General features: G+C 59.4%; 16 protein-coding genes. 12 read left to right on the top strand and 4 right to left on the bottom strand.

Going from position 1 to position 17,004, the window contains the following annotated elements; translation table 11 throughout:
• From EDC30_RS02955 to wrbA, 3 genes are read right to left on the bottom strand one after another with little or no spacing between them, the layout of a single operon-like run.
• The gene (locus EDC30_RS02955) at positions 1-1,407 is read right to left on the bottom strand and encodes an FAD-binding oxidoreductase (RefSeq protein WP_132257098.1); all 1,407 of its coding nucleotides are present in this window, start codon (positions 1,405-1,407) and stop codon (positions 1-3) included.
• Positions 1,404-1,811, bottom strand: a complete 408-nt coding sequence (locus EDC30_RS02950) for a DUF2069 domain-containing protein (protein ID WP_132257096.1) — start codon at positions 1,809-1,811, stop codon at positions 1,404-1,406. The genes EDC30_RS02955 and EDC30_RS02950 overlap by 4 nt, the downstream gene beginning before the upstream one ends.
• Positions 1,808-2,419 carry an NAD(P)H:quinone oxidoreductase gene (wrbA, locus tag EDC30_RS02945; protein ID WP_132257094.1) on the bottom strand — a complete coding sequence of 204 codons (612 nt, stop codon included), beginning with the start codon at positions 2,417-2,419 and terminating at the stop codon, positions 1,808-1,810. The genes EDC30_RS02950 and wrbA overlap by 4 nt, the downstream gene beginning before the upstream one ends.
• A gap of 72 nt (positions 2,420-2,491) precedes the next feature.
• On the opposite strand from wrbA, the gene EDC30_RS02940 reads away from it, so the two are divergent.
• Together EDC30_RS02940 and EDC30_RS02935 are read left to right on the top strand one after the other, a co-directional pair.
• Positions 2,492-3,772, top strand: a complete 1,281-nt coding sequence (locus EDC30_RS02940) for a YihY family inner membrane protein (RefSeq protein ID WP_132257092.1) — start codon at positions 2,492-2,494, stop codon at positions 3,770-3,772.
• A gap of 195 nt (positions 3,773-3,967) precedes the next feature.
• Complete coding sequence (locus tag EDC30_RS02935) at positions 3,968-4,414, top strand: CBS domain-containing protein (RefSeq protein ID WP_132257090.1); 447 nt, start codon at positions 3,968-3,970, stop codon at positions 4,412-4,414.
• A 14-nt stretch (positions 4,415-4,428) separates the two neighbouring features.
• Here EDC30_RS02935 and EDC30_RS19395 read toward each other — a convergent pair whose 3' ends face one another.
• A complete protein-coding gene (locus EDC30_RS19395) occupies positions 4,429-4,575 on the bottom strand; it encodes a hypothetical protein (RefSeq protein ID WP_165973704.1) in 147 nt (48 codons plus the stop codon).
• Positions 4,576-4,650: 75 nt separating this feature from the next.
• Between EDC30_RS19395 and aroC the strand changes: the two genes are divergently transcribed.
• From aroC to truA, 10 genes are all read left to right on the top strand, one after another.
• Positions 4,651-5,757, top strand: coding sequence for a chorismate synthase (gene aroC / locus EDC30_RS02930; protein ID WP_132257088.1), 1,107 nt, complete (start codon positions 4,651-4,653; stop codon positions 5,755-5,757).
• Positions 5,758-5,925: 168 nt separating this feature from the next.
• Positions 5,926-7,119, top strand: a complete 1,194-nt coding sequence (locus EDC30_RS02925; protein ID WP_132257086.1) for an MFS transporter — start codon at positions 5,926-5,928, stop codon at positions 7,117-7,119.
• Entirely contained in the window at positions 7,089-7,919 is an 831-nt protein-coding gene (locus tag EDC30_RS02920; protein ID WP_132257084.1) for a M48 family metallopeptidase, read from the top strand. Before EDC30_RS02925 ends, EDC30_RS02920 begins: the two co-directional genes overlap by 31 nt.
• A 172-nt stretch (positions 7,920-8,091) precedes the next feature.
• Positions 8,092-9,495, top strand: a complete 1,404-nt coding sequence (gene leuC / locus EDC30_RS02915; protein ID WP_132257082.1) for a 3-isopropylmalate dehydratase large subunit — start codon at positions 8,092-8,094, stop codon at positions 9,493-9,495.
• A 38-nt stretch (positions 9,496-9,533) separates the two neighbouring features.
• On the top strand, positions 9,534-9,656 hold the full coding sequence (locus tag EDC30_RS02910) for an entericidin A/B family lipoprotein (protein ID WP_132257080.1): 123 nt from the start codon (positions 9,534-9,536) through the stop codon (positions 9,654-9,656).
• A gap of 92 nt (positions 9,657-9,748) precedes the next feature.
• Positions 9,749-10,396, top strand: coding sequence for a 3-isopropylmalate dehydratase small subunit (leuD, locus tag EDC30_RS02905; protein ID WP_132257078.1), 648 nt, complete (start codon positions 9,749-9,751; stop codon positions 10,394-10,396).
• Between the two features lie 136 nt (positions 10,397-10,532).
• Complete coding sequence (leuB, locus tag EDC30_RS02900) at positions 10,533-11,603, top strand: 3-isopropylmalate dehydrogenase (RefSeq protein WP_132257076.1); 1,071 nt, start codon at positions 10,533-10,535, stop codon at positions 11,601-11,603.
• A gap of 105 nt (positions 11,604-11,708) precedes the next feature.
• The gene (gene asd, locus EDC30_RS02895; protein WP_132257258.1) at positions 11,709-12,815 is read left to right on the top strand and encodes an aspartate-semialdehyde dehydrogenase; all 1,107 of its coding nucleotides are present in this window, start codon (positions 11,709-11,711) and stop codon (positions 12,813-12,815) included.
• A 217-nt stretch (positions 12,816-13,032) separates the two neighbouring features.
• A complete protein-coding gene (locus EDC30_RS02890; protein ID WP_132257074.1) occupies positions 13,033-16,050 on the top strand; it encodes a motility hub landmark protein FimV in 3,018 nt (1,005 codons plus the stop codon).
• Between the two features lie 139 nt (positions 16,051-16,189).
• Positions 16,190-16,987, top strand: a complete 798-nt coding sequence (truA, locus tag EDC30_RS02885; protein ID WP_132257072.1) for a tRNA pseudouridine(38-40) synthase TruA — start codon at positions 16,190-16,192, stop codon at positions 16,985-16,987.
• Positions 16,988-17,004: the final 17 nt, after the last annotated feature.

The following is a 17,004-nucleotide window of genomic DNA, read 5'->3' as shown; positions in this document are numbered from 1 at the left end:
TTAAATGAGTTTGCCGGGATTCATGAGATTTAGCGGGTCGAGCGCATTCTTGATGGCGTGTTGCAGCCGCAGTTCGACCGGCGACTTGTAGCGCAGGATTTCTTCCCGCTTCAGCGCGCCCAGTCCATGTTCCGCCGAGATCGAGCCGTCATAACGGTGCACGCTGTCATGCACGACGCGATTGACCGCGGCCTGGCGGGCCAGAAAGAGATCGTCCGGCATGCCTTCCGGCGCGGACACGTTGTAATGCAAATTGCCGTCGCCAAGGTGCCCGAACGTGACCAGCCGGCAGCCGGGGAATGCCTCGGCAAGCAAGCGATCGGTGGTGTCGATGAAGTCGCCGATGCGCGAAATCGGCACGGCGATGTCGTGCTTGATATTCTTTCCTTCGGCTGCCTGCGCCGCCGAGATATGTTCGCGCAATTTCCATAACTGCGCCGATTGCGCCATAGAAGTCGCCACCACGGCATCCTCGATCAAGCCTGCTTCCAGGGCGTTGCCGATAACGGTTTCCAGCAATTGGGAAGCATGCTGTTCCGATTCCTGGTCGGATAATTCCAGCAGCACATAGTGGGGATGGCGTTGCGAAAAGGGTGAGTGCAGTTCGGGAAAATGTTTCTGCACGAGCTGCAGGCAGATTTCCGACATCAACTCGAATCCTGTCAGCGTGTCGCCGCAGTGCTCGCGGGCCGATGCCAGCAAGGCGAGGGCGGCAGCCGGATTGCGCACGGCGGCAAGCGCCGTCAATTGCGCACGCGGGCGCGGATAGATTTTCAATACGGCTGCAGAGATGATGCCGAGCGTGCCTTCCGCGCCGATGAACAGGTCACGCAAGTCGTACCCGGTATTATCCTTGCGCAGTCCGCGCAAGCCATCCCATATTTCACCCTCGGCGGTGACCACTTCCAGCCCCAGGCATAACTCGCGGGCATTGCCATAGCGGAGCACGGCTGTGCCGCCGGCATTGCTGGACAAGTTGCCGCCGATGGTGCAGCTGCCTTCGGAAGCCAGCGAAAGCGGAAACAGCCGGCCAGCGTCGGCGGCGGCATCCTGCACATTTTTGAGAATGCAGCCAGCCTCGGCGATCAGCGTATCGTTGACCGTGTCGATGCCGCGGATACGGTTAAGGCGAGTCAGCGAGAGAACGAGTGCATTGCCGCTGGTATCCGGCACGCTGCCCAGTACCAGGCCGGTATTGCCACCCTGCGGCACAATCGGCACCCGGTGTTGTTGACACAGGCGCACGATAGCAGCCACTTCCTCGGTATTGCCGGGCCTTACCACGGCAAGGGCGGCGCCGATATGGCGCCGGCGATGATCGGTTACGTAAGCGATGAGATCGCCTGGAGAGGTCAATACATGCGCAGGTCCGACGACGGCGCGACAGCCATCCAAAAAGGCATTCATCGATGCGCCTTGTCGGCAGCCTTTTCAATCACCTGGCGCGCAAGCTGTTTGGCAGCCTGTTTATAAGGACGAAGATAAGCCAGCGCACTGACGAAATAAATGCAGCTGAGCGCCACTTCGATCCAGCCCAGGGTGGCGGATAAACCGTTGAGATCCGAGGTGGCGCGCACGATGCCTTCGGCGAAATACAGCAGGATCAGCATCGAGGACCATTGCAGGGTATAGACATCCCGCCTGAGCACGCCGACCAGCGGCAGCAGCAGCGGCACGACCTTCAGGATCAGCCATGATCCTCCGGGACGCAAGGGCGCAAGAAACAGTTCCCAGGCAAAGCAGAGGACAATCAGGCCAACCAGGCTGATGCAGGCAGCCAGGTGGCAGGTTTTCGACAGGCGTGGCGTCATCGCGCACCTCGCAGTTTACAGGCGGTATCAGCCAGGCGCTTGCCCTGCGCAATGGCCAGTGTCCGCGATTCCTCGGACAAGGCATTGTCGCCATGCAGTCCTGACCAGTGGCTGGCGCCATACGGCGTGCCGCCGCTTTGAGTCGTCATCAATTCCGGATGGGTGTAGGGCAATCCCATCACCATCATGCCGTGGTGAAGCAGCGGCACCATCATCGTCAACAGCGTGGTTTCCTGACCGCCATGCAGGCTGCCGGTCGAGGTGAACACGCATGCCGGCTTGCCGGCGAGCGTGCCCCCCAGCCATTGGGTCGACGTGCCGTCCCAAAAGTATTTCATGGCCGCCGCCATATTGCCGAAGCGAGTCGGTGACCCGAGCGCCAGTCCCGCGCATTCTTCCAGGTCGCTCAGTTCGACGTAGGGAGGGCCGTCGCGCGGAATATCGGGCTCGATCGCCTCGGTGACTGTCGATACCGCCGGCACGGTACGCAGGCGCGCATCGCAGCCGGGAACGCTTTCCACGCCTTGGGCAATCAACTCCGCCAGTTTGCGGGTGGTGCCATGACGCGAGTAATACAGAATAAGGATAGTGACATTCGATGTGCTCATACTTGCTATTATATGGCGCTTTTTCTGCCACACTTCTTGTTGCCGTATAAGTCGACAACTATAAAAAATCCCATGACGCCGTCGCCATCCCTGTCGCAGTTCCGCAGTTTTTCCTGGCCTCAGGTCCGTGACCTGTTCCGCTTCGCATTGCGCCGCCTGAAGGAAGAACACTTGCCGCAAGTGGCGGGCAGCCTTACCTTCACCACGGTGCTGGCGCTGGTGCCGATCGTGACGATTGCCTTCGCGATTTTTACGATCTTCCCGGTTTTTAATACCTTCCGCGCTTCGCTGGAGGCGTATTTCATCCAGAGCCTGATGCCCAAGGCGATCGCCAACAATATCATTGGCTATCTCAATCAGTTCGCCGCCAAATCCAAGGGGCTTTCGGCAATCGGCGGTATTTTCCTGTTCGTGACTGCTGCCGCGACGCTGGCGATGATCGACCGCGTATTCAACCAGATCTGGCGCGTCAAGGATGCACGGCCGCTGCCGCAACGCATCCTGGTGTACTGGGCCATCGTCACGCTCGGTCCCTTGTTGATCGGCATGTCGATCAGCGTCACCTCCTTTTTGTTTACCGCCACCAGCGGCGCAATGATGAAGCGCTCCGGACTGGGGCCGGTCTTGTACACGCTGGTGTCGGTGGTGCTGACGACCGGCGCATTCACGCTGCTCTACATCGCCATCCCGAATCGCATCGTCGACTGGCGGGATGCCATCTGGGGCGGCTTCCTGGCAGGCGTGGCATTCGAAATCGCCAAGCGCCTGTTTGCCGTCTATATCACCAAGTTTCCGACCTATACCGTTATCTATGGTGCGGTCGCGGCCATTCCGATCTTCCTGATCTGGATATACCTGTTCTGGATGATCACACTGTCCGGTGCATTGTTGGCGGCGGCGCTGCCCGAGGTGAGGTATGAGCGCTGGTGGCATTTGCCGACGCCGGGAAGCGATTTCGTCGATGCCATGGCGATTCTTCGTGTGCTCCACGATGCCCGACTCTCCCACGCTTCCGCGGCGGTCGATGCCCGTACTATCCGTGCGTTGACACGGCTCGGCTTCGACGAATCCGAAGGCTTGCTGAGCAAAATGCTGGAAGCCGGCTGGGTCGGCCGCATCAAGTCGGAAATGCCGGTTCACCGCCGCTGGGGCAGGCGCAAGCCGGAAGGCTACGATCGCTGGGCCTTGCTGGCTAACCCGCAGCAACTGAAGGTTGCCGATGTGTACCGGATGTTTGTCTTTAATTCCGCGCATAACGCCGAACTGGCGCGTCTCGTCGAAGCCGCAGTGGAAAACGGGCTGAATCAGTCGCTGGCCAGTTATTTCACGGATTCTGCTGTCGTTTCAGCTTGAAGATGTGGTGTCACTATTTCCGCTTGCTGGCAAGAAATTGTCTCGCAAGCAGATAAAGATCAGCACTTTCACCCCACTATCGGACGACAATGCCTTGCAGTATGAGTGATTTATCCTGTTCGAGGTGAGGGGCGTCTGGATTTTTGCCTGAGCTTAAGTTACATTGATAAGAGTTACAACATTCCGGGATGACACATGAAAGTTTCCGAAATCCTTAAAGTCAAGGGCGATATTCTCTATACCGTAACGCCCAATACACCCATGCTTGAAGCCATTCATACCATGGTGGAGAAGGACATCGGCTCGCTGGTCGTGATGGAATTCGGCACGCTGGTCGGAATGTTGAGCTTCCGCGAAATCATGAAAACCATCGATCGCGAAAAGGGCGTGATTGCCAACGACACTGTGCGCAAGCACATGGACGATCATCCCATCACCATTACGCCGGATACCGAAGTGAACGAAGTGCGCCGCATCATGCTGGAAAAGCATGCGCGCTACGTGCCGATCATGGATGCCGGCACTGTGCATGGCGTGATTTCGTTTTACGACGTGGCCCGTGCGGTGCTGGAAGCGCAAAGCTTTGAAAACAAGATGCTCAAGGCTTATATCCGCGACTGGCCTGCCGAAGGCGACGAATAAGCGTTCTTCCGCACTCAAACGGCCTTCCAAGCCGAACGCCGCTTGCCTTCTGCATCGTGCATGACAAGCGGCTTTTTTCTGTTCTTCGAGTTATACAGTTCAATTGCTGCCAGCCGGCTGTGCGGCACCTCGGCCGAGTGAAGTAAATCTGCCGGTTGCATGGACCGGTCCCGAGGCGTCCGCGACGGCCCTTGCACTGGTAGAATGATGCCTTTCGCATACTCAGAGTCCTCATCATGTCTGGCAATACCTTCGGCACCCTGTTTACCGTGACTACCTTCGGCGAATCGCATGGCAAGGCCATCGGTTGCGTGGTGGATGGCTGCCCGCCGGGTCTGGAGCTTTCCGAAGCCGATATCCAGCCCGAGCTGGACCGCCGCAAGCCAGGCACGTCGCGCCACGTCACCCAGCGCCGCGAACCCGATACCGTCGAAATCCTGTCCGGCACGTATGAAGGCAAGACCACCGGCACGCCGATCGCCCTGTTGATCCGCAACGAAGACCAGCGCAGCAAGGATTACGGCAATATTCTCGACACCTTCCGCCCCGGGCATGCCGACTACGTGTACTGGCACAAATACGGTATCCGCGATCCGCGCGGCGGCGGCCGTTCCTCGGCGCGCCTGACTGCACCGGTGGTGGCGGCAGCGGCAATCGCGCGCAAATGGCTGAACCAGCAGTTCGGTACGACTTTCGCGGGATGCATGAGCCAGCTGGGTGAAATCGCCATTCCCTTCCAGTCTTGGGACCACGTGCCGACCAATCCGTTTTTTGCCGCCAACGCCGACATCATTCCCGAGCTGGAAAAGTACATGGATGACCTGCGTGCCGCAGGCGACTCCTGCGGCGCGCGTATCGACGTAGTGGCGCAGAACGTGCCGGTTGGCCTGGGTGAACCGATCTACGACAAGCTCGACGCCGACATCGCCTACGCGATGATGGGCATTAACGCCGTCAAGGGCGTGGAAATCGGCGCAGGCTTCCGCTCAATCGCTCAGAAAGGCACCGAGCATGGCGATGCCCTGACACCGGAAGGTTTTATCGGCAACAATGCAGGCGGCATCCTCGGCGGTATCTCGACTGGTCAGGACATTACCGTGTCGATCGCCATCAAGCCGACGTCATCGATTCGCAGCCCGCGTCCCTCGATCGACCGTGCCGGCAACCCGGTTACGGTGGAAACTTTCGGTCGTCACGATCCCTGCGTGGGAATCCGGGCCACGCCGATTGCCGAAGCCATGCTCGCACTGGTATTGATGGACCATGCCTTGCGTCACCGCGCCCAATGCGGCGACGTAAAAGTCGATACGCCGAAAATCGCCGCACAGGCGCCGGGTAAATAATCGCTGCTTAAGCGCTGGTTTGCCGCCTGGCCTGATGACTGTAGGGCAGGCGGCCGTTGGCACAATCGGCGCAATCCGGGCATGGCCTAACCAGGCTCTATTAGCCGCATTCCAGGACGACGCTTTCAATAAGACGTTACCCCATCCACCTTCCAGCATGGCCCAGACATGAATCCGCGGCCGCAGCAATCGCTGCAATTTTCGCTGTTCTTCTTTGCGTACTATGGCTACATCGGCGTATTTTCGCCATATGCCACCCTGTACTTTGCCGATCGGGGATTGACGGCGCCGCAAATCGCGCTATTGATGTCGCTGATGCAGGTCCTGCGGATTTTCGGGCCAGCTGCATGGGGATGGATCGCGGACCACACGCAAAAACGCGCGAGGGTGCTGCAGGTGGCGTCACTGGTCAGCGCGCTGCTTTTCTGCAGCCTGTTTTTCGGCAGCGGCTTCACTTATCTATTGCTGGTGATGCTCGCGGTCAGTACATTCACGAGCGCGCTCGCGCCCGTATCGGAAGCCTTGATCGTCGGAGAAATGAAAGGCGATCTGACGCATTACGGCCGGATGCGCCTATGGGGATCGGTCGGCTTTATCGTTGCCGTGAGCTGTGCCGGCTATCTGCTCGACTGGTCCGGGATCGGCATGTTCCCCTGGGTAGGGCTGGTATTGCTGGCGGCGGTTTTCGGCGTCAGCCTGCGATTGCGCGAATCCGCGCCGGTCGTTTCTCATGCAGGCGTAGCCTCGATCAAGCAAATACTGAGGCGGCGCGAAGTGCAGGCATTCTTTGCCTCGGCTTTTCTCATGCTTGCCGCGCATGCCGCCTTGTACGTGTTCTATTCGCTGTATCTTGAGCGCTTGGGCTACGGCACGGGCGTGATCGGCATGATGTGGGCGCTCGGAGTCGTGGCGGAAATCGTGTTTTTCTATTTTCAGGCTCCGGCTTTCGCACGGTTCGGCGTGCAAAACCTGATGCTCGCCAGCCTGTTGCTGGCGGCGCTGCGCTTCGGTTTGATCGCTGGATTGGCCGAGTCATTGATCGTCTTGGTTGTGGCACAAATTCTGCATGCGGCTACGTTCGGTATCCATCATGCCGCTGCGGTAGCCACGCTCCAGTGCTGGTTTGCCGGCCCGTTGCAAGCCCGTGGGCAAGCCTTGTATACCAGCGTCTCGTATGGCCTGGGCGGTAGCCTGGGCGGCTTGCTGCTGGGATTTTGCTGGGAAAGATTCGGCGCCGCCTCGGTGTATTGGATAGCTGCAATGTTTGCAATCGGCGGTGCAGTTTGTGCAAAATTCTCCTATTCTTGGATGGCAAACGACGAGGTGTCACGATGCAGATCCGTCTCCGGCAATCCCTTGTAAAGAGCCTGTTTATCATTCTGACCGGGCTGTCTCTTACTTCTTGCGAGACCGTGCAGACTACCCAGAGCGGCGTAGTCAGCGTTGATCGCAAGCAAATGATGGCGGTCTCCTCCCAGGATATCGATGCCGCTTCCAGCCAGACGTATGCCAAGCTGATTGCCGAGGAGCGCAGCAAGGGAACGCTGAACCGTGATTCGTCGCAGGTGAGCCGCGTACGCGCCATCGCGAACCGCCTGATTGCCCAGACTCCGGCATTTCGCCCGGAAGCGCGTAATTGGGATTGGGAAGTCAATGTCATTACCTCGCCTGAAGTCAATGCGTGGTGCATGCCGGGCGGGAAAATTGCCGTGTACACCGGCTTGATCCAGTCGCTTCAGGCCAGCGATGACGAGCTGGCGGCGGTAATCGGTCATGAAATGGCGCATGCCCTGCGTGAGCACGCGCGCGAACGGGCATCCGAGCAAGCCGTTGCCGGTGCCGGCATCTCGATTCTGGCCGCAGTCACCGGGGTCGGCGACGTCGCGCAAAAGGGCATGGAATACGCCTACATGGGCTTGCTCGGCTTGCCCAACTCGCGCCGCCACGAGACGGAAGCCGATCGCATCGGCGTCGAACTTGCCGCTAGAGCCGGCTACGATCCACGCGCTACAATCACGCTCTGGCAGAAAATGGGGCAGGTGGCTGGCGGCGAACCGATCAAGTTCCTCTCGACCCATCCTTCGCGCGAAGACCGCATGTCGGATCTGACGGTGTACTCGCAGCGTGTCATGCCGCTGTACGAACAAAACCGCAGAAAATAATCATTAACAAAATTGCACCGCGAGGTGTGAGACAAGCTCAAAAAGCCCGCCTGAAGTTCCGCGGGCTTTTTTCATAGGGTATTCAAGGCGCGGTTTTGCGTTAGCAGCGCGCAAATATGGCATAATCGAACGCTGTTTTCCTGATTCTGCGCATAACGCACCCACCCGAAACATGGCTCAAACGCTCTACGACAAACTCTGGGATTCGCACGTCATTCATACCGGCGAAGATGGCACCACGCTGCTTTACATCGATCGTCACCTGCTGCATGAAGTTACCAGCCCGCAGGCTTTCGAAGGCCTGAAGCTGGCCGGACGCAAGCCGTGGCGCGTTTCCGCCAACCTGGTGGTGGCTGACCATAACGTGCCGACCACCGACCGCGCCAACGGCATCGCCGATCCGGTCTCGCGCCTGCAAGTCGAAACGCTTGACGCCAACGCGGGTGAATACGGCCTGACCTATTTCAGCATGCGCGACAAGCGCCAGGGCATCGTGCACGTGATCGGGCCTGAGCAAGGCGCGACCCTGCCGGGCATGACCGTGGTTTGCGGCGACTCGCACACTTCCACGCACGGCGCGTTCGGCGCACTGGCGCACGGTATCGGCACCTCCGAAGTCGAGCATGTGCTGGCTACGCAAACGCTGCTGGCCAAGAAATCCAAATCTATGCTGGTCCAGGTCGACGGCCAATTGCCGGCAGGCGTGACCGCCAAGGATATCGTGCTGGCCGTGATCGGCAAGATCGGCACCGCCGGCGGTACTGGTTACGCCATCGAATTCGCCGGCTCGGCCATCCGCTCGCTGTCGATGGAAGGTCGCATGACGGTCTGTAACATGGCCATCGAGGCAGGCGCGCGCGCCGGCATGGTGGCCGTGGACGACACTACCATCAATTACGTCAAGGGCCGCCCGTTCTCGCCGGTCGGGCCGCACTGGGAAAGCGCTGTTGCGTACTGGCGCACGCTGCATTCCGACCCGGGCGCAAAATTCGACATGGTCGTCACTCTGAATGCCGCCGAGATCAAGCCGCAGGTTACCTGGGGCACCTCGCCGGAAATGGTGGTGCCGGTCGATGACCGCGTGCCCGATCCTGACAAGGAAAAGGATCCGGTCAAGCGCGACGCCATGGAAAAGGCGCTGGTTTATATGGATCTCAAACCCAATACGCCGATCGAGAATATTCGCATCGACAAGGTCTTCATCGGTTCCTGTACCAATTCACGCATCGAAGACTTGCGCGCCGCTGCTGCCGTCGTGCGCGGCAAGTTCCGCGCCTCCAACGTCAAGCTGGCGATGGTGGTGCCGGGCTCGGGCCTGGTCAAGGAGCAGGCCGAGCGCGAAGGCTTGGACAAGATCTTCAAAGACGCCGGCTTCGAATGGCGCGAACCGGGCTGCTCGATGTGCCTGGCGATGAATGCCGACCGCCTGGAGCCGGGCGAGCGCTGCGCCTCCACCTCGAACCGCAATTTCGAAGGGCGCCAGGGGCAGGGCGGCCGCACCCATCTGGTGTCGCCGGCCATGGCCGCGGCTGCCGGCATCGAAGGCCATTTCGTCGACGTGCGCAAGCTGGCCTGAGTTTGACTCATACAGTGAGAAAAATACAGGGAGAAAAAATGAAAAACGTTTTTCTGCTGATCTTGTCCGTGATGTTGCTGAATGCCTGTCATACCGTGGAAGGCTTCGGCAAGGATGTGCAAAAGGTTGGTTCCAAGATGGAAGAAGCGGCCAGGCGTTAATCCTGGCGACGGGGGCAGGGCTTCCCGATAGAGATTCATGGGCGCATAGGCAAACTGCGTAATGCGCACCGCAAAGCATACAGAGATAGAAAATGGATAAATTCACCGTTCACGAAGGTCTGGTGGCGCCGCTTGATCGCCCCAATGTCGATACCGATGCGATCATCCCGAAGCAATTCCTGAAGTCGATCAAGCGCAGCGGTTTCGGCCCGAACCTGTTCGATGAATGGCGTTACCTGGATCATGGCGAACCGGGCATGGACAACAGCAAGCGTCCGCTGAACCCGGATTTCGTGCTGAACCAGCCGCGTTACCAGGGCGCGTCGATTCTGCTGACCCGCAAGAATTTCGGCTGCGGCTCGTCGCGCGAACATGCGCCCTGGGCCTTGCAGCAGTATGGCTTCCGCGCCGTGATCGCACCAAGCTTCGCCGATATCTTCTTCAACAACTGCTTCAAGAACGGCTTGCTGCCGATCGTATTGTCGGAGCAGCAGGTGGACCAGCTGTTCAACGAAGTGAAGGCTTTCCCGGGCTACCGCCTGGTGATCGACCTGGAGCAGCAAGTCGTGCGCACGACCAATGGCAGTGCCAGCTATGCGTTCGACGTGGATGCCTTCCGCAAGTACTGCCTGCTGAACGGCCTCGATGACATCGGTCTGACCTTGCAGAAGGCGGACATGATCCGTGCCTACGAAGACCGTCATGTGGCTTCGCAGCCCTGGCTGGCCAATACGATCTGATTTCAGTTAAGTAATGTCGGGGACAGCGTACCGTTACGCGCTTAGCAGTCCTGTCCAGTTATAGTCAGTTGAGAACAGAATGCCGCCGCGCCATCGCGGCCCGGCTTGACGCTGTCCTCAAGGAGTAAAGAACATAATGAAAATCGCAGTCTTGCCGGGTGACGGCATCGGTCCCGAAATCATCGGCCAGGCCGTCAAGGTCTTGAATGCCCTGGGCGAATCCTTTGAAATGGAAACTGCGCCGGTCGGCGGTGCAGGTTACGAGGCGAGCGGCCATCCGCTGCCGGAAGCGACGCTGAAGCTGGCGCTGGAAGCTGACGCCGTGCTGTTCGGCGCGGTCGGCGACTGGAAGTACGACAAGCTGGACCGCCCGCTGCGCCCCGAACAAGCCATTCTTGGTCTGCGCAAGAATTTGAACCTGTTCGCCAACCTGCGTCCGGCCATCCTGTACCCGGAGTTGGCCGGCGCGTCGACGCTGAAGCCGGAAGTGGTGTCCGGCCTGGATATCCTGATCGTGCGCGAACTGACCGGCGACATTTACTTCGGCCAGCCGCGCGGCATGCGCGAATGCCCGGATGGTCCCTTCAAGGGTAGCCGTGAAGGTTTCGACACCATGCGTTATTCAGAGCCGGAAATCCGCCGCATTGCCCACGTGGCTTTCCAGGCGGCGCAAAAGCGTGGCAAGCGCCTGACTTCCGTGGACAAGGCCAACGTGCTGGAAACCTTCCAGTTCTGGAAAGACATCGTCACCGACGTGCACAAGGAATATCCGGACGTCGAACTCGACCACATGTACGTTGACAACGCTGCCATGCAGCTGGTGCGCGCGCCGAAGAAATTCGACGTCATCGTCACTGGCAACATGTTCGGCGATATCCTTTCGGATGCCGCGGCCATGCTGACCGGCTCGATCGGCATGCTGCCGTCGGCTTCGCTGGATGCCAACAACAAGGGCTTGTATGAGCCCTCGCACGGTTCGGCTCCGGACATCGCCGGCAAGGGCATCGCCAATCCGCTGGCAACTATCCTGTCGGCGGCGATGATGCTGCGCTATTCGTTGAACAAGGCCGAGCAGGCCGACCGCGTCGAAAACGCCGTCAAGAAAGTGCTGGCGCAGGGCTTGCGCACCGGCGATATTTACGAAGAAGGCACCACCAAGGTCGGCACCGAACAGATGGGCGACGCCGTGGTGAAGGCGCTGGCCTGAGTCTGGCCGAAGGTGGCGTGAAATTGCCTGAAATGGCAGGGCTTGGTCGGACAAGGATTGTAAAATTGAAGGCGGGGCAATCCGCTTAGCATTGAAGGAAACATGATGAAACTGGTTGGCTTGGTAGGTTGGCGCGGCATGGTGGGTTCGGTCCTGATGCAGCGCATGCAGGAAGAAAAGGATTTCGATCACATCGAGCCGGTGTTCTTCTCGACATCGAACGCGGGCGGCAAGGCCCCGGCCATGGCGAAGAAGGAAACCGCGCTCAAGGATGCCAACAACATCGACGAGCTGAAGAAATGCGACGTCATCATCACCTGCCAGGGCGGCGATTACACCACCGAGATTTTCCCCAAGCTGCGCGCTGCCGGCTGGGATGGCTACTGGATCGACGCCGCCTCGACGCTGCGCATGGCCGATGACGCCATCATCGTGCTCGACCCGGTCAACCAGCATGTCATCAAGGATGGCCTGAAGCGCGGCATCAAGAACTACATCGGCGGCAACTGCACCAATTCGATCCTGCTGATGGGCGTCAACGGCCTGTTCCGTGAAGGTCTGGTCGAGTGGGTCAGCTCCATGACCTACCAGGCTGCTTCCGGCGGCGGCGCCAACCACATGCGCGAACTGTTGAAGGGCATGGGCGTGATCCATGCAGCCGTGGCCGACGAACTGGCCACGCCGTCCTCGGCGATCCTGGAAATCGACCGCAAGGTGGCGCACGCCATCCGCAACGACGTGCCAACCGAATTCTTTCCGGCACCGCTGGCCGGCGGCCTGATCCCCTGGATTGACAAGCAGCTCGACAATGGCCAGTCGAAGGAAGAGTGGAAGGGCCAGGCTGAAGTCAACAAGATCCTCGGCAATACCCAGACCATTCCCGTGGATGGCCTGTGCGTGCGCATCGGCGCCATGCGCTGCCATAGCCTGGCGCTGACCCTGAAGCTGAAGAAGGACCTGCCGCTGGCCGAGATCGAAAACATCATCAAGTCCGGCAATCCTTGGGTGAAGTGGGTACCGAACGACCGTTCCATCACCGAACAGGAACTGACCCCGGCTTCGATCACCGGCGGCCTGCAGATCGGTGTCGGTCGCGTGCGCAAATTGAACATGGGCCCGGAATACTTGTCCGCATTTGTCATCGGCGACCAGTTGCTCTGGGGTGCTGCGGAACCCCTGCGCCGCATGCTGCGCATCTTGCTGGAAGACTAAGGCACTACTGGACAGTTATACCAGTTTGTTGTCGCGTCACAACATGGACCCGCCAGGAACCCTGTTACTCAGGGGGCTTGGCGGGTTTTGCATATGTTCAGAATATGGTTACGCTTGCGCACGTAAGTCCATGATGATATGTTAAAAGTTAGAAACAATTAGAAACGATCCGCTGTGCTTGCGAAACTTGCAACACGCTTCGATGGAATGCCACTCTATGCCAATTAATATGCATTCAAGCAATCATTCCCAGCTCGCCTCTTTCAGTCGCAAGACGCTGAGCGCCGCTGTGCTATCAGCCGTGCTGTGTTCTGGCGCCTATGCCGCTGGTCTGGGCAAGCTGACCGTGTTGTCGTCGCTGGGGCAGCCCCTGCGTGCCGAAATCGAATTGACTTCGGTTGCCAAGGACGAGGCGGGCACGATCGTGGCAAGACTGGCGTCTGCCGAAGCCTATCGCCAGGCTAATGTCGAAATGTCGCCGGCATTGTTTGCCTTGCGCTTCGCAGTGGAGAATCGCGGCGACCGGCATTTCATTCGCGTTACTTCGAATCAGCCGATCAATGAGCCTTTCATGGCGTTGCTGATCGAGTTGGGCGGCACCAGCAATCGACTGGTGCGTGAATACACATTCCTGCTTGACCCTGCTGATCTGCGCATGGGGCAGTCAACCCAGATCGCTGCCGCGCCGGGCGCGACCGGCCGCAATACCGCGCAGTCGCAAGCTGCAAATGCGCAAGCCGCGCCGGTGCCGCAGCCGGAAGCACAGCAAAAATCCATGCCTCAGCAAAGGCAAGCAGCACAGGCCGCTCGTCCGCAAAAAGCGGCGCGCAGCGAGGCTGCACAGGAGTCGCCAGCGAGCGGAGAAACTTACCAGGTCAAGAATGGCGATACGCTGGCCCAGATCGCCGGGCAGGTCAAGCCGGAAGGCGTGTCGCTGGACCAGATGCTGGTCGCGATGTACCGCGCCAATTCCAATGCCTTTGCCGGCAATAACATGAATCGCCTGCGCGCTGGCCAGATCCTATCGGTGCCTGACGCTGACGCTGCTAGGTCCATCAGTAAGTCCGAAGCGCGCGGCGTGATCGTTGCTCAAGCGGCCGATTTCAATGCTTACCGCAACAAGCTCGCAGGGCAGGTCGCGGCTTCGGCACAGCCGAAGGCTAGCGAAGCCAGCCAAAGCGCGGGCGGGAAGATCACCACGCAGGTTGAGGAAAAGCCGACCGCGGCAAGCGAATCCAAGGATAAGTTGAAGCTTTCCAAGGCTGGCGCTGCCGCCAAGGGCGCAGGTGGAAGTGGCATCGCCGCCGGCACAGAGGAGCAGATCGCCAAGGAAAAAGCACTGGCCGAAGCCAATGCACGCGTCAAGGAACTGGAAAAGAACGTCGGCGATTTGCAGAAACTCCTGGAAATCAAGAACAAGGATCTGGCTGCACAGCAAAAGCAGCTCGACGCCAAGGCAGCGGCCGCAGCAGCACCGGCTGCCGCGCCAGCAGCTAAGGAACAGCCAGCTAAGGAAACGGTAGCAAAAGAGCCGGCGACTGCCGCGCCCGCTGCATCAGCCACTTCGGGCACGGTTGCGCCTGCGGCTGGCAATGCCGACGGCAATGCTGCCGCTGGAGACGCCGCCAAGAATACCGAAACCGCAGCAGCGGAAAAGCCTGCCGAGTCTGCGGCGGAAAAACCTGCCGAAGCACCGGTAGTTGTCGCGCCCGAGCCAGTCAAGCCGAAGGCCAAGCCCGTCGCGCCGCCGCCTCCACCACCGGAGCCAAGCTTCCTCGAAGATTTGCTCGGCAATTCCGTGGTGCTGGGTGGGCTGGGAGCCGGTCTGCTCGCCGGTCTGGGAGCGCTCGCCTTCTATCGCATGCGTCGCAGGAAGCAGGACAAGGATCAATACGATGACAGCATCCTGGCTGATTCGAGCCTGAAGGCCAACTCGCTGTTCGGCTCGACCGGTGGCCAGAGTGTCGACACCAGCAATAGCGTCTTCAACTCGAGCTTTCAGCCTGCCGCCAGCCAGCTAGACGCCAATGAAGTCGATCCCGTTGCTGAAGCTGATGTCTATATCGCCTATGGTCGCGATGCGCAGGCCGAGGAAATCCTCAAGGAAGCCCTCCGTACCCAGCCGGATCGCCATGCCGTGCGCCTGAAGCTGCTGGAAATTTATTCGAATCGCAAAGACTTGCGTGCTTTCGAGACTCTGGCGACGGAGCTCTACAGCATGACCAAGGGCGAGGGTGAAGAGTGGCCGCAGGCTGCCACGATGGGCGCAGCGATCGATCCGGGTAATCCGTTGTATGCCGGCGCCAAGCCTGCCGAAGGACTGGCTGGCACCGCTCCGCAATCTTTGGCTGCCGATTCGGCCGATGCGGAACTGGATGACTTGCTGAGCACGACCGATCCGCAGCATCAATCGACGTTTGGCGCGCTCGACACGCTCGGCGCCAATTCGGCTTATTTCGCCACGACGATGGCACAAGACCAGACGCTCGGCGCCGCGCCGGAGGCACCGACAGAGGAAGAGCAGACCGAGCCTGCCGCAGAAGCGAATTCGGCGAACGTGCTGGACTTCGACCTTGCAGGCTTCAATCTGCAGCCGCCGGCCGCACCAGTTGAAGAAGAATCGTCCGAGGCATCGTCGGCTGACCTGGACATCGGCAGCCTCGATTTCAGCCTTGAGCAAGCGCCCCAAGTCGCTGACGTAGACGCCGATTCGCCGCGCACGGCGATGAGCGTTGAAGCGGGCAGCGACGACCTAGCTTTCCTGTCGGCTGAAGTTCCAAGTCTGCCGGAAGAGCCGGCCGCACCGGTAAGCGATTCTGCTGATTCCGCTGCTTCGCTGAATTTCGATCTTTCGGACATCAGCCTGGACCTCAACACTGGGGAGAGCAATACTGAAGCCAAGGCCGTTGCAGCTGACCTGGATGATATGGCAGCGCCTACGCTGGACTTCTCGACTGCCGATACCAAGCTGGATCTGACTCAGAGCGCACCGGACTTCGAACAGTCTGATGCCGGCCTCGATCTGTCGCAGGATAGTTTCGAGTCGAACCTGATTACCGATACTGAGGACGACAGCTCGCCGGATTCGGAAATGGCTACCAAGCTTGATCTGGCAATCGCCTACCAGGAAATCGGCGACCGCGAAGGCGCCCGCGAACTGCTCGACGAGGTGATCAAGGGTGGCAATGCCGACCAGTCGGAAAAGGCAAGATCGCTGCTCGAAGCCATGGCATAAGCCTCACGTGGCACAATGGAGGGCGCAACGCTGTTGCGCCTTTTTTTATTGCCGCATGCCGCAACCGAAGGCGCCTGCCTCGTTGTGATTGTTGGCCTGTTCCGTAACTCCATATCGACTGCTCCCGGAAAGAACTGAATTGAAACGCATCGCACTCGGCATCCAATACGATGGCGCATCCTGGCATGGCTGGCAAACCCAGCCGGATGGTCACACCGTGCAAGACCAGCTGGAATCGGCGCTATGGAAGTTCGCCCGGGCGGCCATCGATACCACCTGTGCGGGACGTACCGATGCAGGAGTGCACGCAATCGAGCAGGTGGTGCACTTCGATACGGAAGTGGACCGCGAGCCGTTTTCCTGGGTGCGTGGCGTCAATGCGTTCTTGCCGCCGTCGATTGCGGTGCGCTGGGCTTGCGAGCTTATGCCTGATGCAAATGGAGAGGAATTCCATGCTCGCTTTTCAGCCTCGAACCGGACCTATCATTACCTCTTGCATAACCATGCCACGCCTTCGCCGCTATTGGCAGGCAAGGCTGGATGGGTCTTTCGCCCGCTGGATGTAGAAGCAATGCAGGAGGCTGCCAGGTATTTGCACGGCACGCATGATTTCTCCGCCTTCCGTGCCGCCGAATGTCAGGCCAAGTCGCCGGTGCGGATCATGCAGTCCATCGAGGTCATCAGGCGTGGCGAGCTGATCACCTTTAGCCTGACTGCCAACGCTTTTTTGCATCATATGGTGCGCAATATCGTCGGTTCGCTGATTGCTGTCGGTACCGGGAAGCAGGGGCCATCCTGGATCAAGGAAGTGCTGGAAGGGCGGGACCGCAGTCGGATTGCACCGACCTTCATGCCGGATGGCTTGTACCTTGCCAAAATCGACTACGATCCCAAGTGGGGATTACCGCAGGAGCCAATTCAGCCCTTCTGGCTGTAAGGTAGGGCAGGGAACGG

Source organism: Paucimonas lemoignei (assembly GCF_004342585.1).
In the GTDB taxonomy this organism is placed as follows: domain Bacteria; phylum Pseudomonadota; class Gammaproteobacteria; order Burkholderiales; family Burkholderiaceae_D; genus Paucimonas; species Paucimonas lemoignei.
Note: the sequence above shows the minus strand (reverse complement) of the source record. Positions and strands in the feature narration are given on the sequence as shown.

Excerpts from the sequence above, each read along its gene's own strand:
- EDC30_RS02955 (WP_132257098.1), bottom strand. The coding sequence starts at position 1,407 with ATGAATGCCTTTTTGGATGGCTGTCGCGCCGTCGTCGGACCTGCGCAT.
- EDC30_RS02950 (WP_132257096.1), bottom strand. The coding sequence starts at position 1,811 with ATGACGCCACGCCTGTCGAAAACCTGCCACCTGGCTGCCTGCATCAGC.
- wrbA (WP_132257094.1), bottom strand. The coding sequence starts at position 2,419 with ATGAGCACATCGAATGTCACTATCCTTATTCTGTATTACTCGCGTCAT.
- EDC30_RS02940 (WP_132257092.1), top strand. The coding sequence starts at position 2,492 with ATGACGCCGTCGCCATCCCTGTCGCAGTTCCGCAGTTTTTCCTGGCCT.
- EDC30_RS02935 (WP_132257090.1), top strand. The coding sequence starts at position 3,968 with ATGAAAGTTTCCGAAATCCTTAAAGTCAAGGGCGATATTCTCTATACC.
- EDC30_RS19395 (WP_165973704.1), bottom strand. The coding sequence starts at position 4,575 with ATGCAACCGGCAGATTTACTTCACTCGGCCGAGGTGCCGCACAGCCGG.
- aroC (WP_132257088.1), top strand. The coding sequence starts at position 4,651 with ATGTCTGGCAATACCTTCGGCACCCTGTTTACCGTGACTACCTTCGGC.
- EDC30_RS02925 (WP_132257086.1), top strand. The coding sequence starts at position 5,926 with ATGAATCCGCGGCCGCAGCAATCGCTGCAATTTTCGCTGTTCTTCTTT.
- EDC30_RS02920 (WP_132257084.1), top strand. The coding sequence starts at position 7,089 with ATGCAGATCCGTCTCCGGCAATCCCTTGTAAAGAGCCTGTTTATCATT.
- leuC (WP_132257082.1), top strand. The coding sequence starts at position 8,092 with ATGGCTCAAACGCTCTACGACAAACTCTGGGATTCGCACGTCATTCAT.
- EDC30_RS02910 (WP_132257080.1), top strand. The coding sequence starts at position 9,534 with ATGAAAAACGTTTTTCTGCTGATCTTGTCCGTGATGTTGCTGAATGCC.
- leuD (WP_132257078.1), top strand. The coding sequence starts at position 9,749 with ATGGATAAATTCACCGTTCACGAAGGTCTGGTGGCGCCGCTTGATCGC.
- leuB (WP_132257076.1), top strand. The coding sequence starts at position 10,533 with ATGAAAATCGCAGTCTTGCCGGGTGACGGCATCGGTCCCGAAATCATC.
- asd (WP_132257258.1), top strand. The coding sequence starts at position 11,709 with ATGAAACTGGTTGGCTTGGTAGGTTGGCGCGGCATGGTGGGTTCGGTC.
- EDC30_RS02890 (WP_132257074.1), top strand. The coding sequence starts at position 13,033 with ATGCCAATTAATATGCATTCAAGCAATCATTCCCAGCTCGCCTCTTTC.